Raw genomic sequence first — 20,443 nt, 5'->3', positions numbered from 1 at the left:
CCCCCGCGATTGTTCCTTTTGCTTCAGCTCTGTGTAAATCCACAAAGATTGAAAAGAAATATCCCTGAAATACGGGAAAAGGAGTTTTATCCATGAAAAAGGCATTCGCACTGGCCGCAGCCTTCGCGCTGGCGTTCTCGCTGGCAGGCTGCGGCGGCGCATCTTCCGCCGCTTCCCCCTCTTCTGCCGTGTCCGCCGGTTCCGGCGCGGCGTCCGCTTCCGCTTCTCAGGCCGAGACCGGGGGCGAACCGGTGGAGCTGACGGTGTTTGCCGCCGCCAGCCTGACCGAGACCCTGAACCAGATCGCCGAGGACTACAAGACCGTAGCCCCCAATGTGACCCTGACCTTCAACTTCGATTCCTCCGGCACCCTGAAAACTCAGATTCAGGAGGGCGCAGTCTGCGACGTGTTCCTCTCCGCCGGGCAGAAGCAGATGGATCAGCTGGACAAGACCGCTGACGCCAGCGTGAACACCGAAGGGCTGGACTTCGTGGCCGAGGGCACCCGGGTGAACCTGCTGGAAAACAAGGTTGCCCTGTGCGTGGCCGAGGGCAGCGACGCAGCCATCACCAGCTTTGACGATCTGGCCAAAGCACTGGAAGGCAGCGACATTTTGATGGCCATGGGCAACAGCGACGTGCCGGTGGGCCAGTACACCCAGCAGATTCTGGCCTATTATGGCCTGAATGAAGAGGAACTGGCAAACGCCGGCAAGATCACCTACGGCTCCAACGTGAAGGAGGTCACCACCCAGATCACCGAGGGCAGCGTGGACTGCGGTGTGGTCTACTGCACCGACGCCTTCAGCGCCGGAATCACCCCGGTGGACTACGCCACTGAAGAGATGTGCGGCCAGGTGATCTACCCCGCCGCCGTGCTGAACGTTTCTCAGCACAGCGAGGAGGCGCAGGCCTTCCTGGACTATCTGCAGACCGATGCGGCCATGCAGGTATTTGAGGAAGTGGGCTTCTCCCCTGTAATATAAAAGGCACCTCCGCACAATTTACGCCCAAGGGATCAGGTGGCGTATCGCACCAAAATTTCCCGTGCTATTTTCCAAAAATGCTCGCCAAGCCACCAAGGCTTGGCTGTGCTTTTTGGTTCATATCACAAAAAATTTTCCGGCGCGCTCCACCACCTGAAATTATGCGGAGCCGCCTGAAACAAACAAAACGGGGCAAGGCAGGCTGCCTTGCCCCATTTTTCGGATTGGAGTTTTTTCCATGGACTGGTATCCCCTCTGGAACTCGCTGCGCATTGCTGCCATCAGCAGTGTGCTGGTGTTCTTTTCCGGCATCTTTGCCGCCTACTATGTGGCCCGGCTGCCCCGGCTGGTGAAGGGCCTGCTGGACGTGGTGCTCACCCTGCCGCTGGTGCTGCCCCCCACGGTGGTGGGCTATTTTCTGCTGCTGGTGTTCGGGGCCAAACGGCCGCTGGGCATCTTCCTCGCCAATTTCGGCATCAAATTCGTGATGACCTGGTACGGCGGCATCCTCACCGCGGCGGTGGTGGCCTTCCCCCTGATGTACCGCACCGCCCGCGGCGCGTTCGAGAGCTTCGATGAGCGTCTGACGGACGCAGGCCGCACACTGGGGCTTTCCAACACCTATATTTTCTGGCGGGTGCGCATGCCCGCCTGCCGTCAGGGCATTCTGGCGGGCGCGGTGCTGGCCTTTGCCCGGGCTCTGGGCGAATACGGCGCCACCAGCATGCTCATCGGCTACACCCCCGGGCGCACCGCCACCATCTCCACCACCGTATACCAGCTCTGGCGCACCGGCGATGACGCAGCCGCCTTTGCCTGGGTGCTGGTAAATCTGGCCATCAGCGCGGCGGTGCTGCTCACCGTGAACCTGCTGGAGCAAAAGCAAAGGAGGCGCGCCCCATGAGCCTGTTTGTGGACATCGAAAAGGATCTGGGTTCCTTTCATTTAAAGGTATCGCTGGAAACCGACGGCGGCATCACCGGCCTGCTGGGCGCTTCCGGCTGCGGCAAAAGCATGACCCTGCGCTGCATCGCCGGGGTGGAAACGCCGGCCCGGGGCCGCATCGTGCTGGATGGCCGCACCCTCTTTGACTCCGAGCAGCGCATCAACCTGCCGCCCCAGCAGCGGGGGGTGGGGTATCTGTTCCAGAGCTATGCCCTCTTCCCCACCATGACCGTGCGCCAGAACCTGCTGGCCGGGCTGCACCGGGAAAAGGACAAGGCCAGGAAGCAGACTCTTTACCGGCAGGCGGTGGAGTTGCTGGGCCTTGCCGGGCTGGAGCAGCGCCGCCCGGCTGAATTATCCGGCGGGCAGCAGCAGCGGGTGGCGCTGGGGCGGATTCTGGTAAACCGGCCCCAGGTGCTTTTATTAGACGAACCCTTCTCCGCGCTGGACAGCCATTTGCGGGAGCAGCTGCAGCTGGACATGCTGCGGGTGCTGAAGGATTTTTCCGGCGACGTGCTGCTGGTGACCCACAGCCGGGACGAAGCCTACCACATGTGCGGCCGGCTGGCCATTCTGGACGAGGGCCAGCTGCTGCGCTGCGGGGCCACCAAGGAGGTATTTGCCGACCCGGGCAGCCGGGCGGCGGCGCGGCTCACCGGCTGCAAGAACATCGCGGCGGCCCGGCGCACCGGCCCCAATACCGTCTGGGTGGAGGACTGGGGCATCCAGTTCACCACCGCCCGCCCGGTGCCGGAGGATCTGTGCGCCATCGGCATCCGGGCCCACTACTTCCACCCCAAGGCCCCGGCCAACCGGTTCGAGGTGGAATACACCGGCCAGATCGAGGAGCCCTTCGAGTGGATCATCCAGATGCGCACCCCGAACCAGACCCCCGGCACGCCGGACATCTGGTGGCGCATGGCCAAGGACAAGCGCCCGAACCCTCTGCCCGCCCAACTGGGCGTGGCACCGGAAAATATTCTGTTGCTCACCCGCTGAGGATTCAGCGGTCAGCCGCCCGCCCATGCTGTTTTCCAACGGCGTGGGCGGGCTTTTCTGTGCCCGCCACACGGAAAAATGTTAATTTTTTGTGAACCCTCTTGACAAGTAAAAGCAGCGGTTTTACAATGTTAGCAGTCGAGGCACGAGAGTGCTAAAACAAACAAGAATTCTTACTTTGTTCGGTAATGAAAAGGGGGCTTGCCCAATGAACACCAACAAATTTACACAAAAAACGCTGGAAGCGCTGCAAAGCGCCCAGCAGACCGCCATTGAATATCAGAACCAGACTCTGGAGCCTGAGCACTTGCTCTTTGCGATTGCTAATCAGGAACAGGGCCTGATTCCCCAGCTGCTGCAGAAGATGGGCGTGGAGCCCGGCAACTTTGTTTCCGCCGCTGCCCAGAAGATTTCCCTTCTGCCCCATGTGACCGGCTCCGGCCGTGAGGCGGACAAAATTTACATCTCCGCCGCCACCGACAAGGTGCTGAACGCGGCTGAGAGCACTGCCACCGCCATGAAGGACGAATATGTGAGCGTGGAGCATGTGTTCCTGGCTCTGATCGAGAACCCCAACAGCGCGGTGGCCGAGCTGATGAAGCGTTTCTCCATCGACAAGAACAAATTCCTGAGCGTTTTGTCCGGCGTGCGGGGCAATCAGCGGGTGACCAGTGACCACCCGGAGGATACCTACGACGTACTGAAAAAGTACGGTCAGGAACTGGTTGAGCTGGCCCGTCAGCAGAAGCTGGATCCGGTGATCGGCCGTGACACCGAAATCCGGAACGTGATCCGCATCCTGAGCCGTAAGCGCAAGAACAACCCCTGCCTGATCGGTGAGCCCGGCGTGGGCAAAACCGCCATCGCCGAGGGCCTTGCCCAGCGAATCGTGCGGGGCGACGTACCCGAGAACCTGAAGGACCGCAAGGTATTCAGCCTGGACATGGGCGCTCTGGTGGCCGGTGCCAAGTACCGGGGCGAATTTGAGGAGCGTTTGAAGAGCGTATTGCAGGAGGTCAAGAAGAGCGAAGGCCAGATCATCCTGTTCATCGACGAGCTGCACACCATTGTGGGCGCGGGCAAAACCGACGGCGCCATGGATGCGGGCAACCTGCTGAAGCCTCTGCTGGCCCGTGGCGAGCTGCACTGCATCGGCGCCACCACGCTGGACGAGTACCGCCAGTACATCGAGAAGGATCCGGCTCTGGAACGCCGGTTCCAGCCGGTGATGGTGGATGAGCCCACCGTGGAGGACACCATCTCCATCCTGCGTGGCCTGAAGGAACGCTACGAGGTGTTCCACGGCGTAAAAATTCAGGACAGTGCCCTGATCGCCGCGGCTACCTTGTCCAACCGTTATATCTCTGACCGGTTCCTGCCGGACAAGGCCATCGACCTGGTGGATGAGGCCTGCGCCATGATCCGCACCGAGATGGATTCCATGCCCGCCGAGCTGGACGATCTGCGCCGCAAGATCATGCAGCACGAGATCGAGGAGGCCGCCCTGAAGAAGGAGACCGACACCCTGAGCGCCCAGCGTCTGGCCGCCCTGCAAAAGGAGCTGGCCGAGATGCGCGAGCAGTTCAAGGCCATGAAGGCCCAGTGGGACAACGAGAAGAGCAGCATCGGCAAGGTGCAGAGCATCCGCGAGCAGATCGAGCAGACGAACGCCGCCATCGAAAAGGCCGAGCGGGAGTACGATCTGAACAGGGCTGCCGAGCTGAAATACGGCAAGCTGCCCGAACTGCAGAAGCAGCTGGCCGAAGAGGAAAAGAAGGCCGAGGCCGCCGGTCAGACGCAGGACAACCTGCTGCGTGACCGGGTGACCGACGAGGAGATCGCCCGCATCGTGGCCCGCTGGACCGGCATCCCGGTGGAGAAGCTGGTGGAAGGCGAGCGGGAGAAGCTGCTGGGTCTGGAGGACATCCTGCACAAACGGGTGATCGGCCAGTCCGAAGCGGTGACCAAGGTGAGCGAGGCCATCCTGCGCAGCCGGGCCGGCATCGCGAACCCCAACCGCCCCATCGGCAGCTTCCTCTTCCTGGGCCCCACCGGCGTGGGCAAAACCGAGCTGGCCAAGGCGTTGGCGCAGGCATTGTTTGACGACGAAAAGAACATGGTTCGCATCGACATGACCGAATACATGGAGAAATTCAGCGTCAGCCGTCTGATCGGTGCGCCTCCGGGCTATGTGGGCTATGAGGAGGGCGGCCAGCTCACCGAAGCAGTACGCCGCCATCCCTACAGCGTGGTGCTGTTCGACGAAGTGGAAAAGGCTCACCCGGATGTGTTCAACATCCTCCTGCAGGTGCTGGACGACGGCCACATCACCGACAGTCAGGGCCGCGTGGTGGACTTCAAGAACACCATCATCATCCTGACCAGCAACCTGGGCAGCCAGTATATTCTGGAGGGCATCGGCGAGGACGGCCAGATCAGCGAGGACGCCCGCAAAGCAGTGGACGGCCTGCTGAAGAGCCAGTTCCGCCCGGAGTTCCTGAACCGGCTGGACGAGATCGTTTTCTACAAGCCTCTGACCAAGGCCGAGATCGGCGGCATCGTGGAGCTACAGCTGGACGACCTGCGCAAGCGGCTGGCCGACAAGCAGCTGAATCTGGCGGTGACCGACGCGGCGAAGGACTTCATCATCGAGGAAGGCTACGACCCCATCTACGGCGCCCGGCCGCTGAAGCGGTTCATCCAGAGCCGTGTGGAAACCCTGATCGCCAAAGAGATCATCGGCGGCGTGCACAACACCGGCGATACCCTGACCGTGGACGTGGAGAACGGCGCGCTCATTCTGCGCTGATTCGCCCCTTTCCCGAATCGCAACAGAATGCAAAAAAATCCCCGTGGTCTTAGCCGGTGTGGCATAAGAAAACAACGGTTCTGCCGTAGGGTTTTGGCGCACAAAATGTTCAAAGGGGCGGGCAAGCCATCAAGGCTTGCGCCGCCCCTTTTCGCACTTTCTGCATCCAAAATCCTGGGGCAGAACTGCACAGCACCGGAAAAGAGCTGATTTTGATGGGAGTGCAAGGAAAAGACCCGCAGGCACCCTTGGTGGTTGTCAAGGGGCTTTGACGCTGCAATCCCGCAAAAACAGCTCTTTTCCGGCGTCGTTTTCTTATGTCACCCCGGCATTTTTGCCACGGGGATTTTTTGCATTTATCGCATGATTTTTTTGAACACCAGAAAAGAGTAAACGAAGATCCACGCCGTGCCGCCCAGCACCACCACCAGCAGCGCACCAAGGGCGAGCCCCTCCCCCAGCGCCTTTGCAAACAGGCCCAGGAACAGCAGGGCCACGCCCATCACCACAAAGGTGATACCGCCCATGCGCTGGGTCCGGTTCCAGTTGTGCTTGTCCGCCAGCGCCCAGGGGGTGCGGCAGCCGAAGGTGTAGTTCTGCTTGATGCGGGGCATGTAGTTGCCCAGCAGGATGAACAGGATGCCGATGCCGCCGCTCACCAGCACGCCCACAAGGCTGCTGCCGTCCGGCAGCACGTTGTAAACGGTGAGCTCGCTCAGCCAGCTGATGCCGCACATGAACAGCACAATGCCCGCCAGAAAACCCCGATAGATGCCGCCGAACTTTTGAAAGTTCTCGCTGCGGGGGTCGATCTTCGGCACCACCGCGATCAAAAGCAGAATCGCCGCTGGAATCAGCGCGGTAACCAGCACCATGTATTTCGGGCCCCAGCCATCCACCTGGCCGTCAAAGCCCCAGTGCATGGGCACGGTATCCGGCAAAGAGGGATAAAAGCACAGGTGGGCAACGAAGTTCACAAGGCACACCGCCCCCAGCGCAATCAGAAGTTTTTTATTGTTCATCGTTTTCGCCTCCCCTGGCAAAACCCATATCGTAAAACCATTTCATCAATTCCTGAAACACCGTCAGGTTCAGGCAGTACACGATGTTCTGCCCCCGCCGCTCGTCGGTGACCAGGCCCGCCGCCTTCAAAATGCTCAGATGGTGGCTGATCGAAGGCTTCGCCATCTGAAACTGGGCGGCAATGTCGCCCGCGGTCATCTCGCCGCCGCTGAGCAGCTCCAGAATGTGCCGCCGGGTCGGGTCCGCCAGCGCCTTGAACGCATCGCCCATGCTCACAGGCCTCCTTTCGCCCTTGTTCGGGCCGCTTGCTTTTGTTTTTTGATATTTATATAACTTTCTAAATATCTTTACAGCTTCAGTATAGCACAGGGCCGGGGTACTGTCAAGGGCAGAAACAGGGACGCGGCATATTCCGCCGCGTCCCTGTTCGCTTTGCGCCATCATGCGGCCATCACATCGCAGCTGACCACCCGCCAGCTGCCGTCTTTGTTTTCGATATTGTTCATCCGGTAGAAGTAGCCGTATTCCGGCACCAGACCCTGGGCGTCGCGGTACTGCCACAGCACCACCACATAGTCCCTTCCCTGTCGATAGACCTGAGTAAACCGACTTGCGGGCTCTGGTCCCTCCAAAAGGCCGCCCATTGCTTTCAGCTGCCAGCCTCCCTGCTCCTCATGGCACATTTCGTCCAGCACCTCCGGCGTGGGCTGGTAGTCCGAAATGCCCAGATAGCGCTCGGCTGCATCTGCCAGCTGTTCCAGCGTGGCCGGCTGGCCTTCGGCCAGTTCCCTCTCCTGCTCCATACGCACAAACAGGTAGGCCAGCTGCGCACCGGCGCCAATCTCCTCCGTGCCGGCAAAATCGTCTCTGCTCAGCCAGCCCCGCACCAGCTTTATTTCATCCTGCAGCTCTTCCAGCTGTGCCGCATCCAGCCCCGGCGCGCCATGCCGGTCAAGGTCGCTCTCCGGCTGCATTTTCCAGATGCAGCCCTCGTCATAAAAGCTGTCCATTCCATCGTGGAAGGTAAGCCAGTAGATATGCTGCCCCTCCGGCAGCGGGGTATTCCCCCGTTTTTCCACATCCAGATCCACGAACACCCGGTAGCTCCCGTCCTGCTCGGTCAGCCCCACCGCACCGCTGTTCAGCTCCAACCCGGAAATGTCCGAAAGAGCGTAAAAGCCCGCATCGTACATCGGCTCCCCGCTCAGGGCAAAGCACCGGTTCACCGCCTGCTGGTCGCCGTGCTTGAGCGCGTCCACCAATGCGAAGGCGTTCCGGTAACCCTGTGCAGTCACCGGATCGGTCTCTGCGATGCGGGCGGCCGTGGCTTCCATATCCTCTGGCGGCTCTTCGTTTTCCCCTGCGGATGTGCCGGGAGACAACTCACTTGCCGCCGGTTCGGAAGTTACGCTGGAGGCCGCAGCGGAAACCGGCTCCGAGGCGCTTTCCCCGCCGGGAACCTGCACCCGCAGCCCGCAGCAGCACAGCAATGCAAGCAGGGCCATCAGACCGAACACCGCCGCCCCCTTTTTGCCCCTCACCGGCCGCATCACCCGGGCAAAGCGGCGCATGATCTGCTCCTTTTCCAGCGCAAACCGGGTGGACAGCACCGGTGCGGGCTGCCCGGCAGCGCCGATGGCATGGAGCAGCGCCTGGCAGTAGGCCTGCCGCCACTGGGGCGGGCGGTTTGTCACCACCGTTTCGTCGCAGGCCAGCTCGATCTCCCGCTGGGCCTGCCCGGCCATCCAGTGCACCAGCGGGTTGAACCAGTGCACCGCCCGCGCCAGCAGGATCAGCAGCTTGCGCTGGATGTCCCGTCGGCGGCAGTGGGCCATTTCATGGGCGCAGATCATCGCCAGCTCCTCCCGGGGCGGCAGGTTTTTCGGCAAAAGCAGGGTGGGCGAAACCATCCCCGCCACCATGGGGCTGGCCACCAGCGGGCTCTGCCGCACCCTCGGCTGGCTGGAAAGACCCGCCTCAATGGCGGCGGCGCGAACCATCGGCTCCACCCAGGCGGGGGCAGGCCGCTCCCAGCGCTTCACCGCATGCCGCCAGCGAAGGTACGCCGCTGTTTGAACCGCCAGCATTCCCGTCGCACCCAGCAGCCATACCACGGCAGCAGCAGTCAGTGGGCTGGGCAGCGTCAGCCCTGCGTGTACCTGCCCCTCCCCGGCCAGGCCGACTGTTTCATCGGACATCGTAGTTTCCGGGCCGGTCTGCCTCTGTGACCGCGGCGGCGCCGCCATGGGCCGGACAGCCGCTTCGGGCACCTCCAGCACCACGCCGGGGCGGCTGTCCACCGCTGTGCCTGCCGGAAGAAGCCCCGCCAGCGGCAGGATCAGCAATGCCGCCAGCAGCAGGGTCCAGACCCGGCAGCGCCAGCGGGCGCAGACCCGCTTTTCCAGCCGCTTTTGCACAAGAGCCCACACCAGCCCCGCCGCACTGCCGCCGACGCTCACCGCTGCCACCGATAAAAACAGGGCGTTCATCTCACTCTTCCTCCTGTTTCAGCTCTTCCAGATAATCTGCCAGCTCCTGCACCTCCTGCCGGCTCAGCGCATGGCACTGATGCAGCGCGGCGATCAGATTCTTTGCGCTGCCGCCAAACATGCGCCCCAGCGCGCTCTGGCTCTCCACCTGAATATACTCCTCCCGGCTCACCAGCGGCCGGATCCGATAGGCCCGGCCCTGCTTTTCCCGCTCCAGAAAGCCCTTCTGCTCCAGCCGGGTGAGCATGGCCAGAATGGTGGTGGGCGCCCACTGCTTTTTGCTGCCCAGCAGCTGCTCCAGCTGGGTGCGGGTCACCGGCTCCCGGGCCGCCCAGACCGCCTTCATGACCTCCAGCTCAGCGTCCGGCAGGCGTTTGATTTTATTGTCCATCCGGTTCACCTCTATTTTCTACACTTGTAGTATCTAATTATATTCTACGGTTGTAGAATATATTCTGTCAAGCCCCAGGCAAACAAAAAAGAGGCCCCGGGGGCCTCTTTTTCTCAAATGCTCATTCCACGGTGATGCGGCAGGGCAGCACGCTGCCCTCGTCGGTTTTCCAGTAGAACCAGTCGCCGTCAAAGCGCAGTTCGCTTTCGGTGTGCAGCGGGTCCGGCTGGGTGCTGGTCAGCTGAATCAGCTGCCGGCCGTCCTGATCGGTGATGGTCAGGGTGCTTTTTCCCTTCTCGTCGGTTTGCAGCGTCAGCCGGGCCAGCGCCGGGGTGGTCAGCTCGGTGCCCTGGGCGTTGTAGCGGCGGATCTTCTCCCCCACCAGCACATAAACGCCCTCGCCTTCCGGGTCCGTCCACCAGACTTCCGCCCCTTCCGGCGGCTGCACCGGCTGGGCGGTGGGCAGCGGCGGGGCGATCGTTTCCTGATAGGCCCACATGGCGGCAAGATTGTCGAACTGGGATTCCAGTTTGGTGTTGCCGTCCAGATCGGAAAAGCCCCACAGCCCGCCCTCGTACCAGGGGACCATGTCCGCCCCGGACAGATAGGCATAGTTTTCCGCCAGCCAGTCCATTCGCTGCCACAGGCCGGTGTCATCCGCCGGGCCTTCATAACCGCCCTTCCGGCCCTGCTGCAAAACCGTGTCTGCATCGGCGGCATACAGGGGCTTGTACTCGCCCCCCGCCGCCCGGTAGCCCGCCTGGCCCTGACTGTATACAAAGGCCCAGTCGCCGGTGAACGCGCCGAAATATTCGTACCCATCATACAGACCGGGATGCTGGGTGACCACCGCGGTGCCCTCCGCCGGCTTCAGGGCGCGCAGCTGTGTCGTGCTTTGGGAAGCAGCCTGCTTTCCGGCACAACCGCACCCCAGAAGCAGCAGCGCCGCCGCCAGAAGCAAAGCGCATCGTTTCATGCCCATGGGCGTTTCTCTCCTTTCAGCTGTTGCGGCGGTACAGCACATAACTTGCGTAGTCCGTAAACTGCTGTTCGCCGCTCACCGCGGTGTACTGCTCGTCCAGCAGCTGCTGGACCGTATCCTCCACCGGGCCGGATACCACCAGCCATTTGGATGGCTCCTTCGTCAGGAACTCATTGATCTCGCTGCGCATGGAAGGATCCTCCGCGGCCTGCCAGTCCTGATGAATGAAATACCGCTGGCAGGGCTGGATGTCCGCCGCCAGATACCACTGGGCGTCCACATTGTAGCCCAGCACCGAATCCCGCTCTTCCTCCGGAATCACCGCCGCAGCCGCCCGGGCCGCATTGTTGTAGGGTTGCGTCTCATAGGGGTATTTGGCCATGAAGCTGTCCGTGCTCCAGCCGGGCAGACGGATCAGCAGGCTCACCGCCCACAGCGCACACAGCGCCGGGGCCGCAAGGGCCAGCTTTTTGCCCCTGCCCGTGCGCACAAGCTCCGCCGCCAGCACAAAGGCCAGCGGGATCAGCGGGGTTACAATCATGAAATAATGTACATAGGGCCGGTTGGTGAACAGCACATACATGCTCAGCGCCCCGCTCAGCAGCCCGCCCCAGGCCAGCAGATCGTTTTTGCGCCGCACAAGGGCCGCAATGCAGAGCACCGCCAGCAGAAACAGGGGCGCGCCGAAATCCGTGAGCACCCGGCTCAGGGTACTCGCCGCCCACTGGCTGTTTGCATAATACTCCCGGATGGAAAACTCCGTGGCATAAAAAATATTGTACCCGATGGTACCGTAGAGCATGTCCGCCAGCGAACCCTTGCAGGCAAAATACACCGCAAAGGGCCCGGTGAGCAGCGCAAAGCCGCCCAGAAAGCCGCCCATGTTGGCCAGAAGGTTTTTCCACTGGCGGCCTGCCAGCAGCGCCAGAGCGATCACCAGCACATAGCTGCACACCGCCACCGCACTGGTGACCCGCAGCATCAGAATGGCCGCGAAGGACGCGCCGTACACCGCCGCCCACTGCCAGGGATGGGGCGCGGCGGGATCCTTTTTGCGGGCAAGGCACCAGCGCGCCGCCAGATACAGGCTCACCGCCAGAAAGGGCAGGCTGTATTCCTCGGTCATGTTGCCCTCGTCGAAGGTGCGGGCCAGATACACCAGCGCCAGCGCCGCGGCCCCCGCCGCCCAGGGGCGGGAAAGCCCGGTGCGCCCCAACCGGTACAGCCCCCATACGGTCACGGCAAGGCTCACCGTCTGCACCACAAGGATGCCCGCCCGGCCGTGGAGCCAGTAGCCCACCGCATCCACAAAAAAGATCAGCGGGCCCTTGTGGTCGAACAGCCGGGCATAGGGGGTGACTCCTTCGGCCCAGTACTTGCCGATGGTCTGAAAGATAGCGGAGTCAAACCCGCAGTAGCCGGGATACAAAAAGCTGGTGGAGTAGGAAAACCGCAGCACAAACGCGGCCGCCAGCGCCAGAACCGCCAGTGCGGCGGCGGCCAGCCGGGCGATGCGGGGAATGTTCCTGTTCAAAAAGCGCCCTCCTTTGCGGCGTGTTTTCTGTGCGGGCGGCATCGGCCGCCCACATGCAAAAATCCTTTATCAGGGTAACACAAACCCCCTCAAAAGTAAACCGAAACCACCGGCGGAGTAATTGTGCATAAATTCAGCGCCCATGTTCTGGAAGAATCGTCGAAATTCCAACTGTAAAGCGAAAATTGTTTGCGCTATAATGTTTCTGGTTTTACAAGGCGGCCGCCGGCCGCCCATAGAGGAGGAATCGTTTTGAGCCGAAAAATCACCATTGCGGGGCACGAGTTCTCGCTGCTGGCCATGACCTGGCCGGTCTTTATCGAGCTGCTGCTGCAGATGCTGGTGGGCAACATCGACCAGATCATGCTCAGCCGCTACAACGCCACCGCCGTTGCCGCGGTGGGCAACGCAAACCAGATCATGACCACCCTGATCCTCACCTTCAACGTGATCAGTCTGGCAGCCACCATCATGCTCAGCCAGTATCTGGGCGCACGGGAATACGACAAGGTGGAACAGATCTACACCCTGGCCGTCTGTTTGAATCTGGTCGTAAGTCTTGTGATCACCACCGGCCTGCTTCTGGGTGCGGACGGGCTGTTCAGCCTGATGCAGGTGCCCATGGAGGCCCGGCCGGAGGCCAAAAGCTATCTGCTCATCACCGCCCTCAGCCTGCCCTGTCAGGCACTGATGCTCACCTTCAGCGCCTTTCTGCGGGCGCACGCCAAGATGCTGGTCATCATGCTGAGCACCGGCGTCATCAACCTGATCAACATTGTGGGCAACACCGCCTTCATCTACGGCCTCGGCCCCATGCCTCAGCTGGGCGCGGCGGGCGCGGCCATCTCCACCAGCATCTGCCGCACGGTGGGCATGCTGATGATGATCTTTGCTTTCTTCCACACGGTGCAGAACGCCCGGGTGAGCCTGAAGGTGCTGCGCCCCTTCCCCACCGGACTGCTCAAGCGGTTTCTGGGCATCGGCCTGCCGGCCGGCGGCGAGGGCCTTTCCTACAATCTTTCCCAGTCCACCAGTCTGGTGTTCGTGAACCTGATGGGCACCTTCGCGGTAACCACCCGCATGTACTGCGTGATGTTCGCTCAGGTGTGCTACATGCTCATCAGTGCGGTGAGCCAGGCGGTGGCCATTGTGGTGGGCTACTGCGTGGGCGCGAAGGATTTCGACCAGGCCGACCGCCAGAACTGGAAGGTGCTGAAAACCTTCACCCCCATCACCCTGATCATCGCGGCGGTGCTGGCCGTCTTTTCTCAGCCGCTGCTGAGCCTGTTCAGCAGCGACCCTCAGGTGATTGCACTGGGCCAGAAGGTGATGATCGTGGAGGTCATTCTGGAGCTGGGCCGCTGCTTCAACATTGTGATGGTGCGCAACCTGCAGGCGGTGGGCGACGTGCGCTTCCCGGTGCTGGTGGGCATCGCCAGCCAGTGGATCGTGGGCGTGGGTGTGGCCTGGCTGCTGGGCATCCATTTCGGGCTGGGCCTCGTGGGCGTCTGGATGGCCTTCGCGCTGGACGAAAACCTGCGGGCGGTAATCTTTGTCATCCGCTGGAAGCGGGGCGGCTGGCGGCACATCAAAACCGTGTGATTCTTTTCAAACAGCAAAAGGGAGCATCCCGGCCGGGGCGCTCCCTTTTGCTGTTTTTCTCAGCCCTCGCCGCTTTCCTCCTTCGGCGGGGTGTAGGGTTCGGTGGTGAAAAAGCCCAGCTTGCTTTCGATCTCTTCCCGGCTGTGGCTGTCGAACTCCTCCTTCAGCCAGGCGATGGCCTGAGCCACGCCTTCCTCGCCAAAGGCAAAGCGCCGCTCCTTCACATCCTTTGTCTTTTCCATGCACCAGACACCCATCCAGCACCAGGCGGCCAGCTCATCGCCGTCACGCAGGACCTTGTAATTGAACTGCCCCGCGTTGCCGGATACCGGATTCTTGTTTTTGTACCACTGCATGGGGTAGTTGGGATAGTTGAAATGGATCATGCCGCCTTCTCCTTTTTTGCGCCCGGCACGCGGGTGTTTTCTTTATTATACGGTCTTTGTGCCAAAAAAGCCATCCAAAGGCCCCGCTTGCATCCCTGACTGAATTATATTACAATAAGAAGCAAAACAGTGACGTCCGTCACCCGTGCGCTGTGCGCGGAATCCATCCGAAGGGGGCGCATCGCCGTGAAGATCGGCTGCATGATCCTGGCCAGCGGCCAGGGCAGACGTTTTGGTTCCAACAAGCTGCTGGCTGATCTGTGCGGCCAGACCCTGCTGACCCACACGCTGAAGCACCTGCCTGCCGGCGTATTCTTTAAAACGCTGGTGGTAACCCGCTGGCCTCAGGTGGCAAGGCTGTGCGCCGATCAGGGCGTTGCCTGCCTGCTGCATGACCGGGAGGACCGCAGCGACGTGATTCGTCTGGGCATCCGTTACATGGAAGGCATGGACGGATGCCTGATCTGCCAGGGCGACCAGCCCCTGTGCCGGCCGGAAAGCCTTACCCGGCTGAAGGAAGCCTTCCGCCGCCAGCCCCGGTGCATTCACCGGCTTGCCTGGCAGGGGGTGGGCGCAAGCCCGGTGCTGTTCGGCGCGGAGCATTTTGCCGCGCTGGCCAGTCTGCCGCCCAGAACCGGCGGCAGCGCCGTTCTGAAGGCGGCGCCGCAGCTTGTGTGCCTCACCGAGGCAGAGGATCCCCTGGAACTGTGGGACGCCGATACCCCCGAAGCCCTGGAGCGCATTGCCCGGGCCCTGCAAAGCCAATCGTTACCCTGAGCCCCAAAGGAGTGTCCCTGCCATGCTGTTTGCCATCTGCGACACGCAGCCTGCCGATGCGGAATCCATTTCCGCCCTGCTTCATGAATATCTGGAGCGGTATGATCTTCCCTGCCGGGTGGAGCGTTTCTCCCGCCCGGAACAGTTGCTGGCATTCTGCCGCACCTGCGCATGTACCGCCGTATTTCTGCAGGTACACTCCGCCGGATGCCCCAATCTGGAAATTGCCGCCCAGCTGCGGGCGCTGAGCCCGGAAACCCCGGTGATTCTGACCTCCGACACACTGGACTGCGCGCCGGACGGCTACCGGGTGCGGGCCTTCGCCTATCTGCTCAAGCCCCAGCTGCCCCAGAGCTTCACCGCCTGCATGGACAGCCTGTGGAATGCGTTGTTCTCCCCCACCAACACCCTGTGCCTGCGGGCGGATCGGGAGGATGTGTTTCTGCCGCTGGAGCAGATTCTCTATTTCGAGGCTTCCGGCCATTCGGTCACCGCCTTCTTCTCCTCTTCTGCACTCTGGACCACCCGAAAATTCCGGGTGTCGATTCAGGAGATTGCAAATCAGCTGGAGGGGCGCGGCTTTCTGCGGGTGCAGCGCAGCTTCGTGGTAAATCTGCGGTATGTGGAGCGGTTTTCCAACTACACCGTTCTGCTGAAAACCGGCCAGACCATTCCGGTAAGCGTGAAGCAGTTCTCCCAGCTGCGGCGGGAGTTTCTTATCTGGCAGAACAGCTGAAACCGGCTCACCCGGCCACCGGCGAAAACCCTTATTTTGTGTCGCATCGCCTTGATTCTGTGCATATTTTGTTCTTTATTGCCTTAAGTATGTTATAATAATAGTACGCAGTTCCGGTTTGGGTGGAACTGCGGGGAATTGCACGATCTCTTCGGAGTCGGTCAAGGGAACACAGGCCGCCGCGCACCTTACGGTACGCGGCGGCCTGTGTTTTTCCGTCTTTTTCGGTATTCTGCGTCCTGTACAAAACGCCTCACTGCATCCGGCTGCCGTAGCGGCGCAGAATCGCCTCCAGCACGCCGCCGGCCACCGCCCGGGCCTTGTCCGAGATGGTGGTGTAGTCCGCCTCCCGGCCCCGGGGATCCACGTCGCCGCACTTGAAGCCCGGCGTCACCTGGATGCCCTCGTGCAGCATGCCCCGGATCATGCCGGGAATCTGCACCTTCAGCTCCACGCCATCCACCCGGGCCACCGTCTGACCGGCCTGGACCAGATCACCGATGGCGCACAGTGGCTCGAACCGGCCGCTGACGGTGCTGCGGATGATCCGCTCGCCGGTGTAGCCCATGATGTTGCCGGGCAGGCCGGAGTTTGGGGCGGCAGGGCCCTCTTCGATCACCCGGCCCAGCCGGTGGCCCCGCTTTGTTTCCACCACATAGTGGCAGTCCTGCCCGGCGCAGAAGCCGGGCCCCACCCCGATCACCAGCGGCGCGTCAGTGATGACAGTACCCAGATTTTTCTTGGCCAGCACCGCGTCCACCACGGCGGCAGGCTGCAGGGCTTTGATACACTTCCCCTCCGGATCCGGGATTACTGCCACGCAGCGCTCTGCCAGCGCCGCCCGGGCGGATTCCAGATCCGGGCAGGCCACCGCGATCACACCTTCCACAGTGTATCTTCCTTCCTCCAGCGCGGTGGAGAAGGCCACCGTGCGGCGGATGCAGGTGGGCCGGGGCAGGTCGGTCATGGCCACATCAAAGCCACACTGCCACAGCCGCCAGCCGATGCCGGTGGCAATGTCGCCGGCGCCTCGAATCACGATCAGCATACTCATTCCTCTTTCCATTCTCTTTTTTGCAGTGCGGCGCTCACCACAGGGGCGCCGCTTGTTTCTTTCACGGCCTGTACCACCCGGCAAAGCTGCGCCGGATCGCAGGCATCGCTCTGGTTCAGCAGGATCACAAACCGCCGCCCTTCGGTGGCTTTGGCAAGGCCCCAGGGCTCGGCAGCCAGCCGGGCCAGCAGCTCCGGCGTTACCGGGTTTTCCGGTTCCACCCCCAGCCGCCGGGCGGCCAGCCCGGCCCGGAAGCACACCGCTTCCAGCGGGTGGTTCAGGCTTTTCAGCCCCAGCACGCCCACCACCAGCTCCGTTTTGACGGGCAGGGCGGGCTCCCGGTCTCCCGGTGTTTTGCAGGGCAGGCGGCGGGAACCGTCCGCCTCGACCAGTACATACTCTGCCAGCTCCAGCAGCCCCTTCACCTGTGCATCGCTCACTCCGGTCCGCTTGCCCCGCTCGTCCAGCGGCCCGGCAGCCACCGCCAGCCCGGTGCGCTCCAGCGCCGCGGCAATGCCTGCTGTATCCTCCGGCGAAAACACCGGGCCATACCGCCCGGCATCCGGCGGAAATATATGGGTGGTGGTGGTCACGATCACCCGCCTGCCCGCTTCGGCCAGCTCTTCGGCCAGCGTCAGCATGGCAGTGGTCTTGCCCCCCGCGCCCACCAGCGCGGTTACGCCGGGGCGCACATCCAGAAGCTGTGTCAGTGTTCTGCTCATGGTCTGCTCCTTTCCCCGATTCCGTTCATCCGTTGTGTAACTTTCAGTATAACGAAATCCGCCCTCCGGTGCAAGAGGGCAGCCGCCGGGTTTCGCTTGTAACCGGCTGCAAACCGCCGTATAATAAAAGGGCAAAATCCGCCCGTAAAGGAGGCCCCGCCATGGAGGACCGCGATCTTATTTTTGAAACCGTATCCCTCGCGGGCGAGATCCTGCTGGCCTCCGGGGCCGAAATCTCCCGGGTGAGCGATACCATGGAACGCATCGCCCGGGCTTACGGCAACCCCGGGCTGGATACCTTTATTTTAAGCAACGGCGTGCTGCTTTCCACCGGGGGCGGGCCCCGCCGCTATCAGGCCCGGGTGCGGCACATTCCGCTGGGCGGCGGCCGGCTGGACCGGATCGACGCGGTGAACCAGCTTTCCCGGGAAATTGAGCTGGGGCTGCACACCCCCGCCGAAGCCCACGAGCGGCTGGAAGCCATCCGAGCCATGCCCTCCAAGCCCCGCTGGCAGCAGGTGCTGGCCTCCGGCGTGGGCAGCGCCTCCTTCGGCTACCTGTTCGGCGGCACCGGCTGGGATGCCGCCGCGGCCTTTTTGTGCGGGCTGGTGCTGTATCTTTACTTTCTGTATCTGGTACGGGGGCGGCTTTCCAAAATTGCCATGAACATCAGCGGCGGGGCGCTGGTCACCCTGTGCGCGCTGATTCTGACTCATTTCGGCATCGGCACCAATCTGGAAATGGTCACCGCCGGCGCGGTGGTGCCGCTTCTGCCCGGCGTGGCCTTCACCAACGGCATCCGGGACATTGCCGACGAGGACTATATCTCCGGCAGCGTTCGCCTGCTGGACGCCATTCTGGTGGTGGCCTGCCTCGCCCTGGGTGTGGGCGCGGTGATGGCCGCCTACACTGCGTGGGGGGTGTGAGCATGCAGCGTTTTCTCTGTGAGGTACTGGCCGCAGGCATCGGCACGGTGGCCTTTGCCCTGATCTTCCATGTGCCCACCCGGTATTATCTGCGCTGCGGCATCACCGGCGCGGCAGGCTGGCTGGTCTATCTGCTCTTCAAGCCCCTCTGGGGGGTGCTGCCCGCCATCTTTCTGGCCACCTTTGCGGTGCTGTGCATCTCCCGGTTTTCGGCGGTGCAGCTGCGCTGCCCGGCCACCATTTTCCTGATTGCGGGCATCTTCCCGCTGGTGCCCGGTCTGGGCATCTACCAGACCGCCTACGCCATGGTGAATAACGCCACCGCCGAGGCGGGGCAGATCGGCTTTGCCACCCTGAAAACCGCCATCGCCATGGTGCTGGCCATCCTGCTGGGGCTGGAGCTTCCGGGCAGCTGGTTCCGCCGTCTGGCCAGCCACTGGTCAAAATGACTCCTTGTTGAGGTACCGCCTATGATCGACCTTGCCCACCTGGAAAAATACCGGGAGAACAACCGCCTGGAGGCAAAACGCGCCCAGGGCGGGCTGCCCCGCAGCATCTGGGAAACCTACTCCGCCTTCGCCAACTCCTTCGGCGGGCTGATTCTGCTGGGCGTGATCGAAACCGAAAACAAAACCCTCGCTTCGGTTCCTCTGCGGGACCCGGAAGAACTGGTACGCCAGTTCTGGCAGATTGTCAACGACCCGGCCCGGGTGAGCGCCAACATTCTGCGCTCCACCGACGTGTGGGTGGACGAGAGCGGCGGCAACCGGATTGTGATCATCCATGTGCCCCGTGCCGACCGCCACAACCGGCCGGTGTATCTGGGCACGGATCCCTTCTCCGGCGCTTACCGGCGGGGCGGGGAGGGAGATTACCACTGCTCCGCCGAGGAGGTGCGGGCCATGATGCGGGATCAGGCAGACCTGCCCCGGGATCTGGCCCCGCTGGAGGGGCTGGATCAGAACGCCCTCTGCCCCGCCGCGGTGACCCGTTACCGGGCCCGGCTGCTGCGCTGCCGCCCCGGCCATGTGTGGGGCGAGCTGAGCGACGCGGGCCTTTTGCTGCGTCTGGGCGCACTGACCCGGACGCAAAACGGGGCGCTCTACCCCACCGCCGCCGGGCTTCTGCTGCTGGGCGAAGCGTGGGCCATCCGTTCGGTGTGGCCCCATTTCCGCCTTTCCTACCGGGAGCAGCTGCAGCCCGGCCTTGCCTGCCGCCTGCGGTCGGACGGCACCGGCTGGAACGGCGCACTGTTTGACTTTTACTTTGCGGCGGCCCACCGCATCTGCGCCGATCCCCGCCTGCCCGGCCCGGCAGATCATCCGGTGCAGCTGGCGGTGCGGGAGGCGCTGGCCAACGCCCTGATTCACGCGGATTATCAGGATCCCCGGGGCCTGACCATTGAAAAGCGGAGCCACCAGCTCTACATCACCAACCCGGGCTGCTTCCGGGTGGAGCCGTCCAGCGCACTGGCTGGCGGCATCAGCGATGCCCGTAACCCGGGCCTGAGCGAGCTGTTCCGGCTGGTGGGTGTGGGGCAGCGGGCGGGCAGCGGCCTGCCCCAGATTCAGGCGGTGTGGCGGCTGCAGGGCTGGGAGGAACCCTCCATCCGGGAAGATATGCGCCCCGGTGCCACCTGCCTGCGCCTGACCTTTGCGCCCCGGCCCGCCCTGCCTCCCCGGCCTGCCGCCAGCGGCAGCCAGGCATTGCTGGAATACCTGACCGATCAGGTGAGCGCCAGCCCGGCCCAGCTGGCGGGAGCGCTGCGTCTGAGCTCCCGTCAGGTCTGCCGGATGCTGGCCCGGCTGGCGGCCATCGGCGCGGTGGAACCTGCCGGAGCGGGCAGTTGGCGGCTGAAACAATAAAACGCAAAAACAGAAAACACCGGCGGGCGGTATCCTATGGATACCGCCCGCCGCAGCCTGTCGAAAAAGGCCACCGAAAGGTGGCCTTTTTCTCGTATTGAGGAAAAGAAAGCGGTATAATGGTGTGGGGGGATAAAAATGCTGGTAAAGAACGCAGAAAATCGAGGACAGCTGGAATTTGTAAGTTTGGAAAATATGGTCCCACAGGATCACTTGC

General features: G+C 62.5%; 20 protein-coding genes. 10 read left to right on the top strand and 10 right to left on the bottom strand.

All coding sequences use genetic code 11. From position 1 onward, the window contains the following. Window positions 1-92 precede the first annotated feature (92 nt). The 4 genes from modA to clpB all read left to right on the top strand — a co-directional run bounded on the left by modA (window position 93) and on the right by clpB (window position 5,739). Window positions 93-986: a molybdate ABC transporter substrate-binding protein gene (gene modA, locus EDD77_RS02150; RefSeq protein ID WP_058962856.1), complete on the top strand. Its 894-nt coding sequence runs from the start codon at window positions 93-95 to the stop codon at window positions 984-986. A gap of 238 nt (window positions 987-1,224) precedes the next feature. After that, window positions 1,225-1,890 (top strand): molybdate ABC transporter permease subunit, encoded by a 666-nt coding sequence (gene modB / locus EDD77_RS02145; RefSeq protein ID WP_058962857.1) that lies wholly within the window; start codon window positions 1,225-1,227, stop codon window positions 1,888-1,890. Beyond that, entirely contained in the window at window positions 1,887-2,930 is a 1,044-nt protein-coding gene (locus tag EDD77_RS02140; protein WP_132587293.1) for a sulfate/molybdate ABC transporter ATP-binding protein, read from the top strand. The genes modB and EDD77_RS02140 overlap by 4 nt, the downstream gene beginning before the upstream one ends. 208 nt (window positions 2,931-3,138) lie before the next feature. After that, window positions 3,139-5,739: an ATP-dependent chaperone ClpB gene (gene clpB / locus EDD77_RS02135; protein ID WP_058962859.1), complete on the top strand. Its 2,601-nt coding sequence runs from the start codon at window positions 3,139-3,141 to the stop codon at window positions 5,737-5,739. A 356-nt stretch (window positions 5,740-6,095) separates the two neighbouring features. Here the strand turns inward: clpB and EDD77_RS02130 are convergent, their stop codons facing one another. The 6 genes from EDD77_RS02130 to EDD77_RS02105 all read right to left on the bottom strand — a co-directional run bounded on the left by EDD77_RS02130 (window position 6,096) and on the right by EDD77_RS02105 (window position 12,158). Next, window positions 6,096-6,761, bottom strand: a complete 666-nt coding sequence (locus EDD77_RS02130) for an SdpI family protein (RefSeq protein WP_058962860.1) — start codon at window positions 6,759-6,761, stop codon at window positions 6,096-6,098. Further along, window positions 6,751-7,032 carry an autorepressor SdpR family transcription factor gene (locus tag EDD77_RS02125; RefSeq protein ID WP_058962861.1) on the bottom strand — a complete coding sequence of 94 codons (282 nt, stop codon included), beginning with the start codon at window positions 7,030-7,032 and terminating at the stop codon, window positions 6,751-6,753. The genes EDD77_RS02130 and EDD77_RS02125 overlap by 11 nt, the downstream gene beginning before the upstream one ends. A 170-nt stretch (window positions 7,033-7,202) precedes the next feature. After that, complete coding sequence (locus EDD77_RS02120; RefSeq protein ID WP_058962862.1) at window positions 7,203-9,251, bottom strand: M56 family metallopeptidase; 2,049 nt, start codon at window positions 9,249-9,251, stop codon at window positions 7,203-7,205. A 1-nt stretch (window position 9,252) separates the two neighbouring features. Next, entirely contained in the window at window positions 9,253-9,642 is a 390-nt protein-coding gene (locus tag EDD77_RS02115; RefSeq protein ID WP_058962863.1) for a BlaI/MecI/CopY family transcriptional regulator, read from the bottom strand. Between the two features lie 121 nt (window positions 9,643-9,763). Further along, a complete protein-coding gene (locus EDD77_RS02110) occupies window positions 9,764-10,624 on the bottom strand; it encodes a hypothetical protein (protein WP_058962864.1) in 861 nt (286 codons plus the stop codon). A gap of 16 nt (window positions 10,625-10,640) precedes the next feature. After that, entirely contained in the window at window positions 10,641-12,158 is a 1,518-nt protein-coding gene (locus EDD77_RS02105) for a hypothetical protein (RefSeq protein WP_058962865.1), read from the bottom strand. A 252-nt stretch (window positions 12,159-12,410) separates the two neighbouring features. Here EDD77_RS02105 and EDD77_RS02100 point away from each other — a divergent pair, with 252 nt between their 5' ends. Continuing rightward, window positions 12,411-13,760, top strand: a complete 1,350-nt coding sequence (locus EDD77_RS02100) for an MATE family efflux transporter (RefSeq protein ID WP_082669476.1) — start codon at window positions 12,411-12,413, stop codon at window positions 13,758-13,760. Window positions 13,761-13,819: 59 nt separating this feature from the next. Here EDD77_RS02100 and EDD77_RS02095 read toward each other — a convergent pair whose 3' ends face one another. After that, window positions 13,820-14,146 carry a hypothetical protein gene (locus EDD77_RS02095; protein ID WP_058962866.1) on the bottom strand — a complete coding sequence of 109 codons (327 nt, stop codon included), beginning with the start codon at window positions 14,144-14,146 and terminating at the stop codon, window positions 13,820-13,822. A gap of 129 nt (window positions 14,147-14,275) precedes the next feature. On the opposite strand from EDD77_RS02095, the gene EDD77_RS02090 reads away from it, so the two are divergent. Together EDD77_RS02090 and EDD77_RS02085 are read left to right on the top strand one after the other, a co-directional pair. After that, the gene (locus tag EDD77_RS02090; protein ID WP_132587292.1) at window positions 14,276-14,923 is read left to right on the top strand and encodes a nucleotidyltransferase family protein; all 648 of its coding nucleotides are present in this window, start codon (window positions 14,276-14,278) and stop codon (window positions 14,921-14,923) included. A gap of 22 nt (window positions 14,924-14,945) precedes the next feature. Then, window positions 14,946-15,659 carry a LytR/AlgR family response regulator transcription factor gene (locus tag EDD77_RS02085; RefSeq protein ID WP_058962868.1) on the top strand — a complete coding sequence of 238 codons (714 nt, stop codon included), beginning with the start codon at window positions 14,946-14,948 and terminating at the stop codon, window positions 15,657-15,659. Window positions 15,660-15,912: 253 nt separating this feature from the next. Here EDD77_RS02085 and yqeB read toward each other — a convergent pair whose 3' ends face one another. Together yqeB and yqeC are read right to left on the bottom strand one after the other, a co-directional pair. Continuing rightward, window positions 15,913-16,707, bottom strand: coding sequence for a selenium-dependent molybdenum cofactor biosynthesis protein YqeB (gene yqeB, locus EDD77_RS02080; RefSeq protein ID WP_077138450.1), 795 nt, complete (start codon window positions 16,705-16,707; stop codon window positions 15,913-15,915). 2 nt (window positions 16,708-16,709) lie between these two features. Beyond that, a complete protein-coding gene (gene yqeC, locus EDD77_RS02075; protein WP_058962870.1) occupies window positions 16,710-17,435 on the bottom strand; it encodes a selenium cofactor biosynthesis protein YqeC in 726 nt (241 codons plus the stop codon). 161 nt (window positions 17,436-17,596) lie between these two features. Here yqeC and EDD77_RS02070 point away from each other — a divergent pair, with 161 nt between their 5' ends. From EDD77_RS02070 to EDD77_RS02060, 3 genes are read left to right on the top strand one after another with little or no spacing between them, the layout of a single operon-like run. Further along, the gene (locus tag EDD77_RS02070) at window positions 17,597-18,361 is read left to right on the top strand and encodes a threonine/serine exporter family protein (protein WP_058962871.1); all 765 of its coding nucleotides are present in this window, start codon (window positions 17,597-17,599) and stop codon (window positions 18,359-18,361) included. A gap of 2 nt (window positions 18,362-18,363) precedes the next feature. Then, window positions 18,364-18,810, top strand: a complete 447-nt coding sequence (locus EDD77_RS02065; RefSeq protein WP_058962872.1) for a threonine/serine exporter family protein — start codon at window positions 18,364-18,366, stop codon at window positions 18,808-18,810. 21 nt (window positions 18,811-18,831) lie between these two features. After that, on the top strand, window positions 18,832-20,226 hold the full coding sequence (locus EDD77_RS02060; protein WP_058962873.1) for an RNA-binding domain-containing protein: 1,395 nt from the start codon (window positions 18,832-18,834) through the stop codon (window positions 20,224-20,226). A gap of 34 nt (window positions 20,227-20,260) precedes the next feature. Here the strand turns inward: EDD77_RS02060 and EDD77_RS18255 are convergent. Then, window positions 20,261-20,443 (bottom strand): hypothetical protein (locus EDD77_RS18255; RefSeq protein ID WP_207667961.1); only part of this gene is annotated, 183 nt, incomplete at its 5' end.

The organism is Allofournierella massiliensis, assembly GCF_004345265.1.
Taxonomy (GTDB): domain Bacteria; phylum Bacillota; class Clostridia; order Oscillospirales; family Ruminococcaceae; genus Allofournierella; species Allofournierella massiliensis.
This window is presented reverse-complemented; position numbering and strand designations above follow the sequence as displayed.

Coding starts and splice junctions, on each gene's coding strand:
- modA (WP_058962856.1), top strand. CDS start 93: ATGAAAAAGGCATTCGCACTGGCCGCAGCCTTCGCGCTGGCGTTCTCG.
- modB (WP_058962857.1), top strand. CDS start 1,225: ATGGACTGGTATCCCCTCTGGAACTCGCTGCGCATTGCTGCCATCAGC.
- EDD77_RS02140 (WP_132587293.1), top strand. CDS start 1,887: ATGAGCCTGTTTGTGGACATCGAAAAGGATCTGGGTTCCTTTCATTTA.
- clpB (WP_058962859.1), top strand. CDS start 3,139: ATGAACACCAACAAATTTACACAAAAAACGCTGGAAGCGCTGCAAAGC.
- EDD77_RS02130 (WP_058962860.1), bottom strand. CDS start 6,761: ATGAACAATAAAAAACTTCTGATTGCGCTGGGGGCGGTGTGCCTTGTG.
- EDD77_RS02125 (WP_058962861.1), bottom strand. CDS start 7,032: ATGGGCGATGCGTTCAAGGCGCTGGCGGACCCGACCCGGCGGCACATT.
- EDD77_RS02120 (WP_058962862.1), bottom strand. CDS start 9,251: ATGAACGCCCTGTTTTTATCGGTGGCAGCGGTGAGCGTCGGCGGCAGT.
- EDD77_RS02115 (WP_058962863.1), bottom strand. CDS start 9,642: ATGGACAATAAAATCAAACGCCTGCCGGACGCTGAGCTGGAGGTCATG.
- EDD77_RS02110 (WP_058962864.1), bottom strand. CDS start 10,624: ATGGGCATGAAACGATGCGCTTTGCTTCTGGCGGCGGCGCTGCTGCTT.
- EDD77_RS02095 (WP_058962866.1), bottom strand. CDS start 14,146: ATGATCCATTTCAACTATCCCAACTACCCCATGCAGTGGTACAAAAAC.
- EDD77_RS02085 (WP_058962868.1), top strand. CDS start 14,946: ATGCTGTTTGCCATCTGCGACACGCAGCCTGCCGATGCGGAATCCATT.
- yqeB (WP_077138450.1), bottom strand. CDS start 16,707: ATGCTGATCGTGATTCGAGGCGCCGGCGACATTGCCACCGGCATCGGC.
- yqeC (WP_058962870.1), bottom strand. CDS start 17,435: ATGAGCAGAACACTGACACAGCTTCTGGATGTGCGCCCCGGCGTAACC.
- EDD77_RS02070 (WP_058962871.1), top strand. CDS start 17,597: ATGGAGGACCGCGATCTTATTTTTGAAACCGTATCCCTCGCGGGCGAG.
- EDD77_RS02065 (WP_058962872.1), top strand. CDS start 18,364: ATGCAGCGTTTTCTCTGTGAGGTACTGGCCGCAGGCATCGGCACGGTG.
- EDD77_RS02060 (WP_058962873.1), top strand. CDS start 18,832: ATGATCGACCTTGCCCACCTGGAAAAATACCGGGAGAACAACCGCCTG.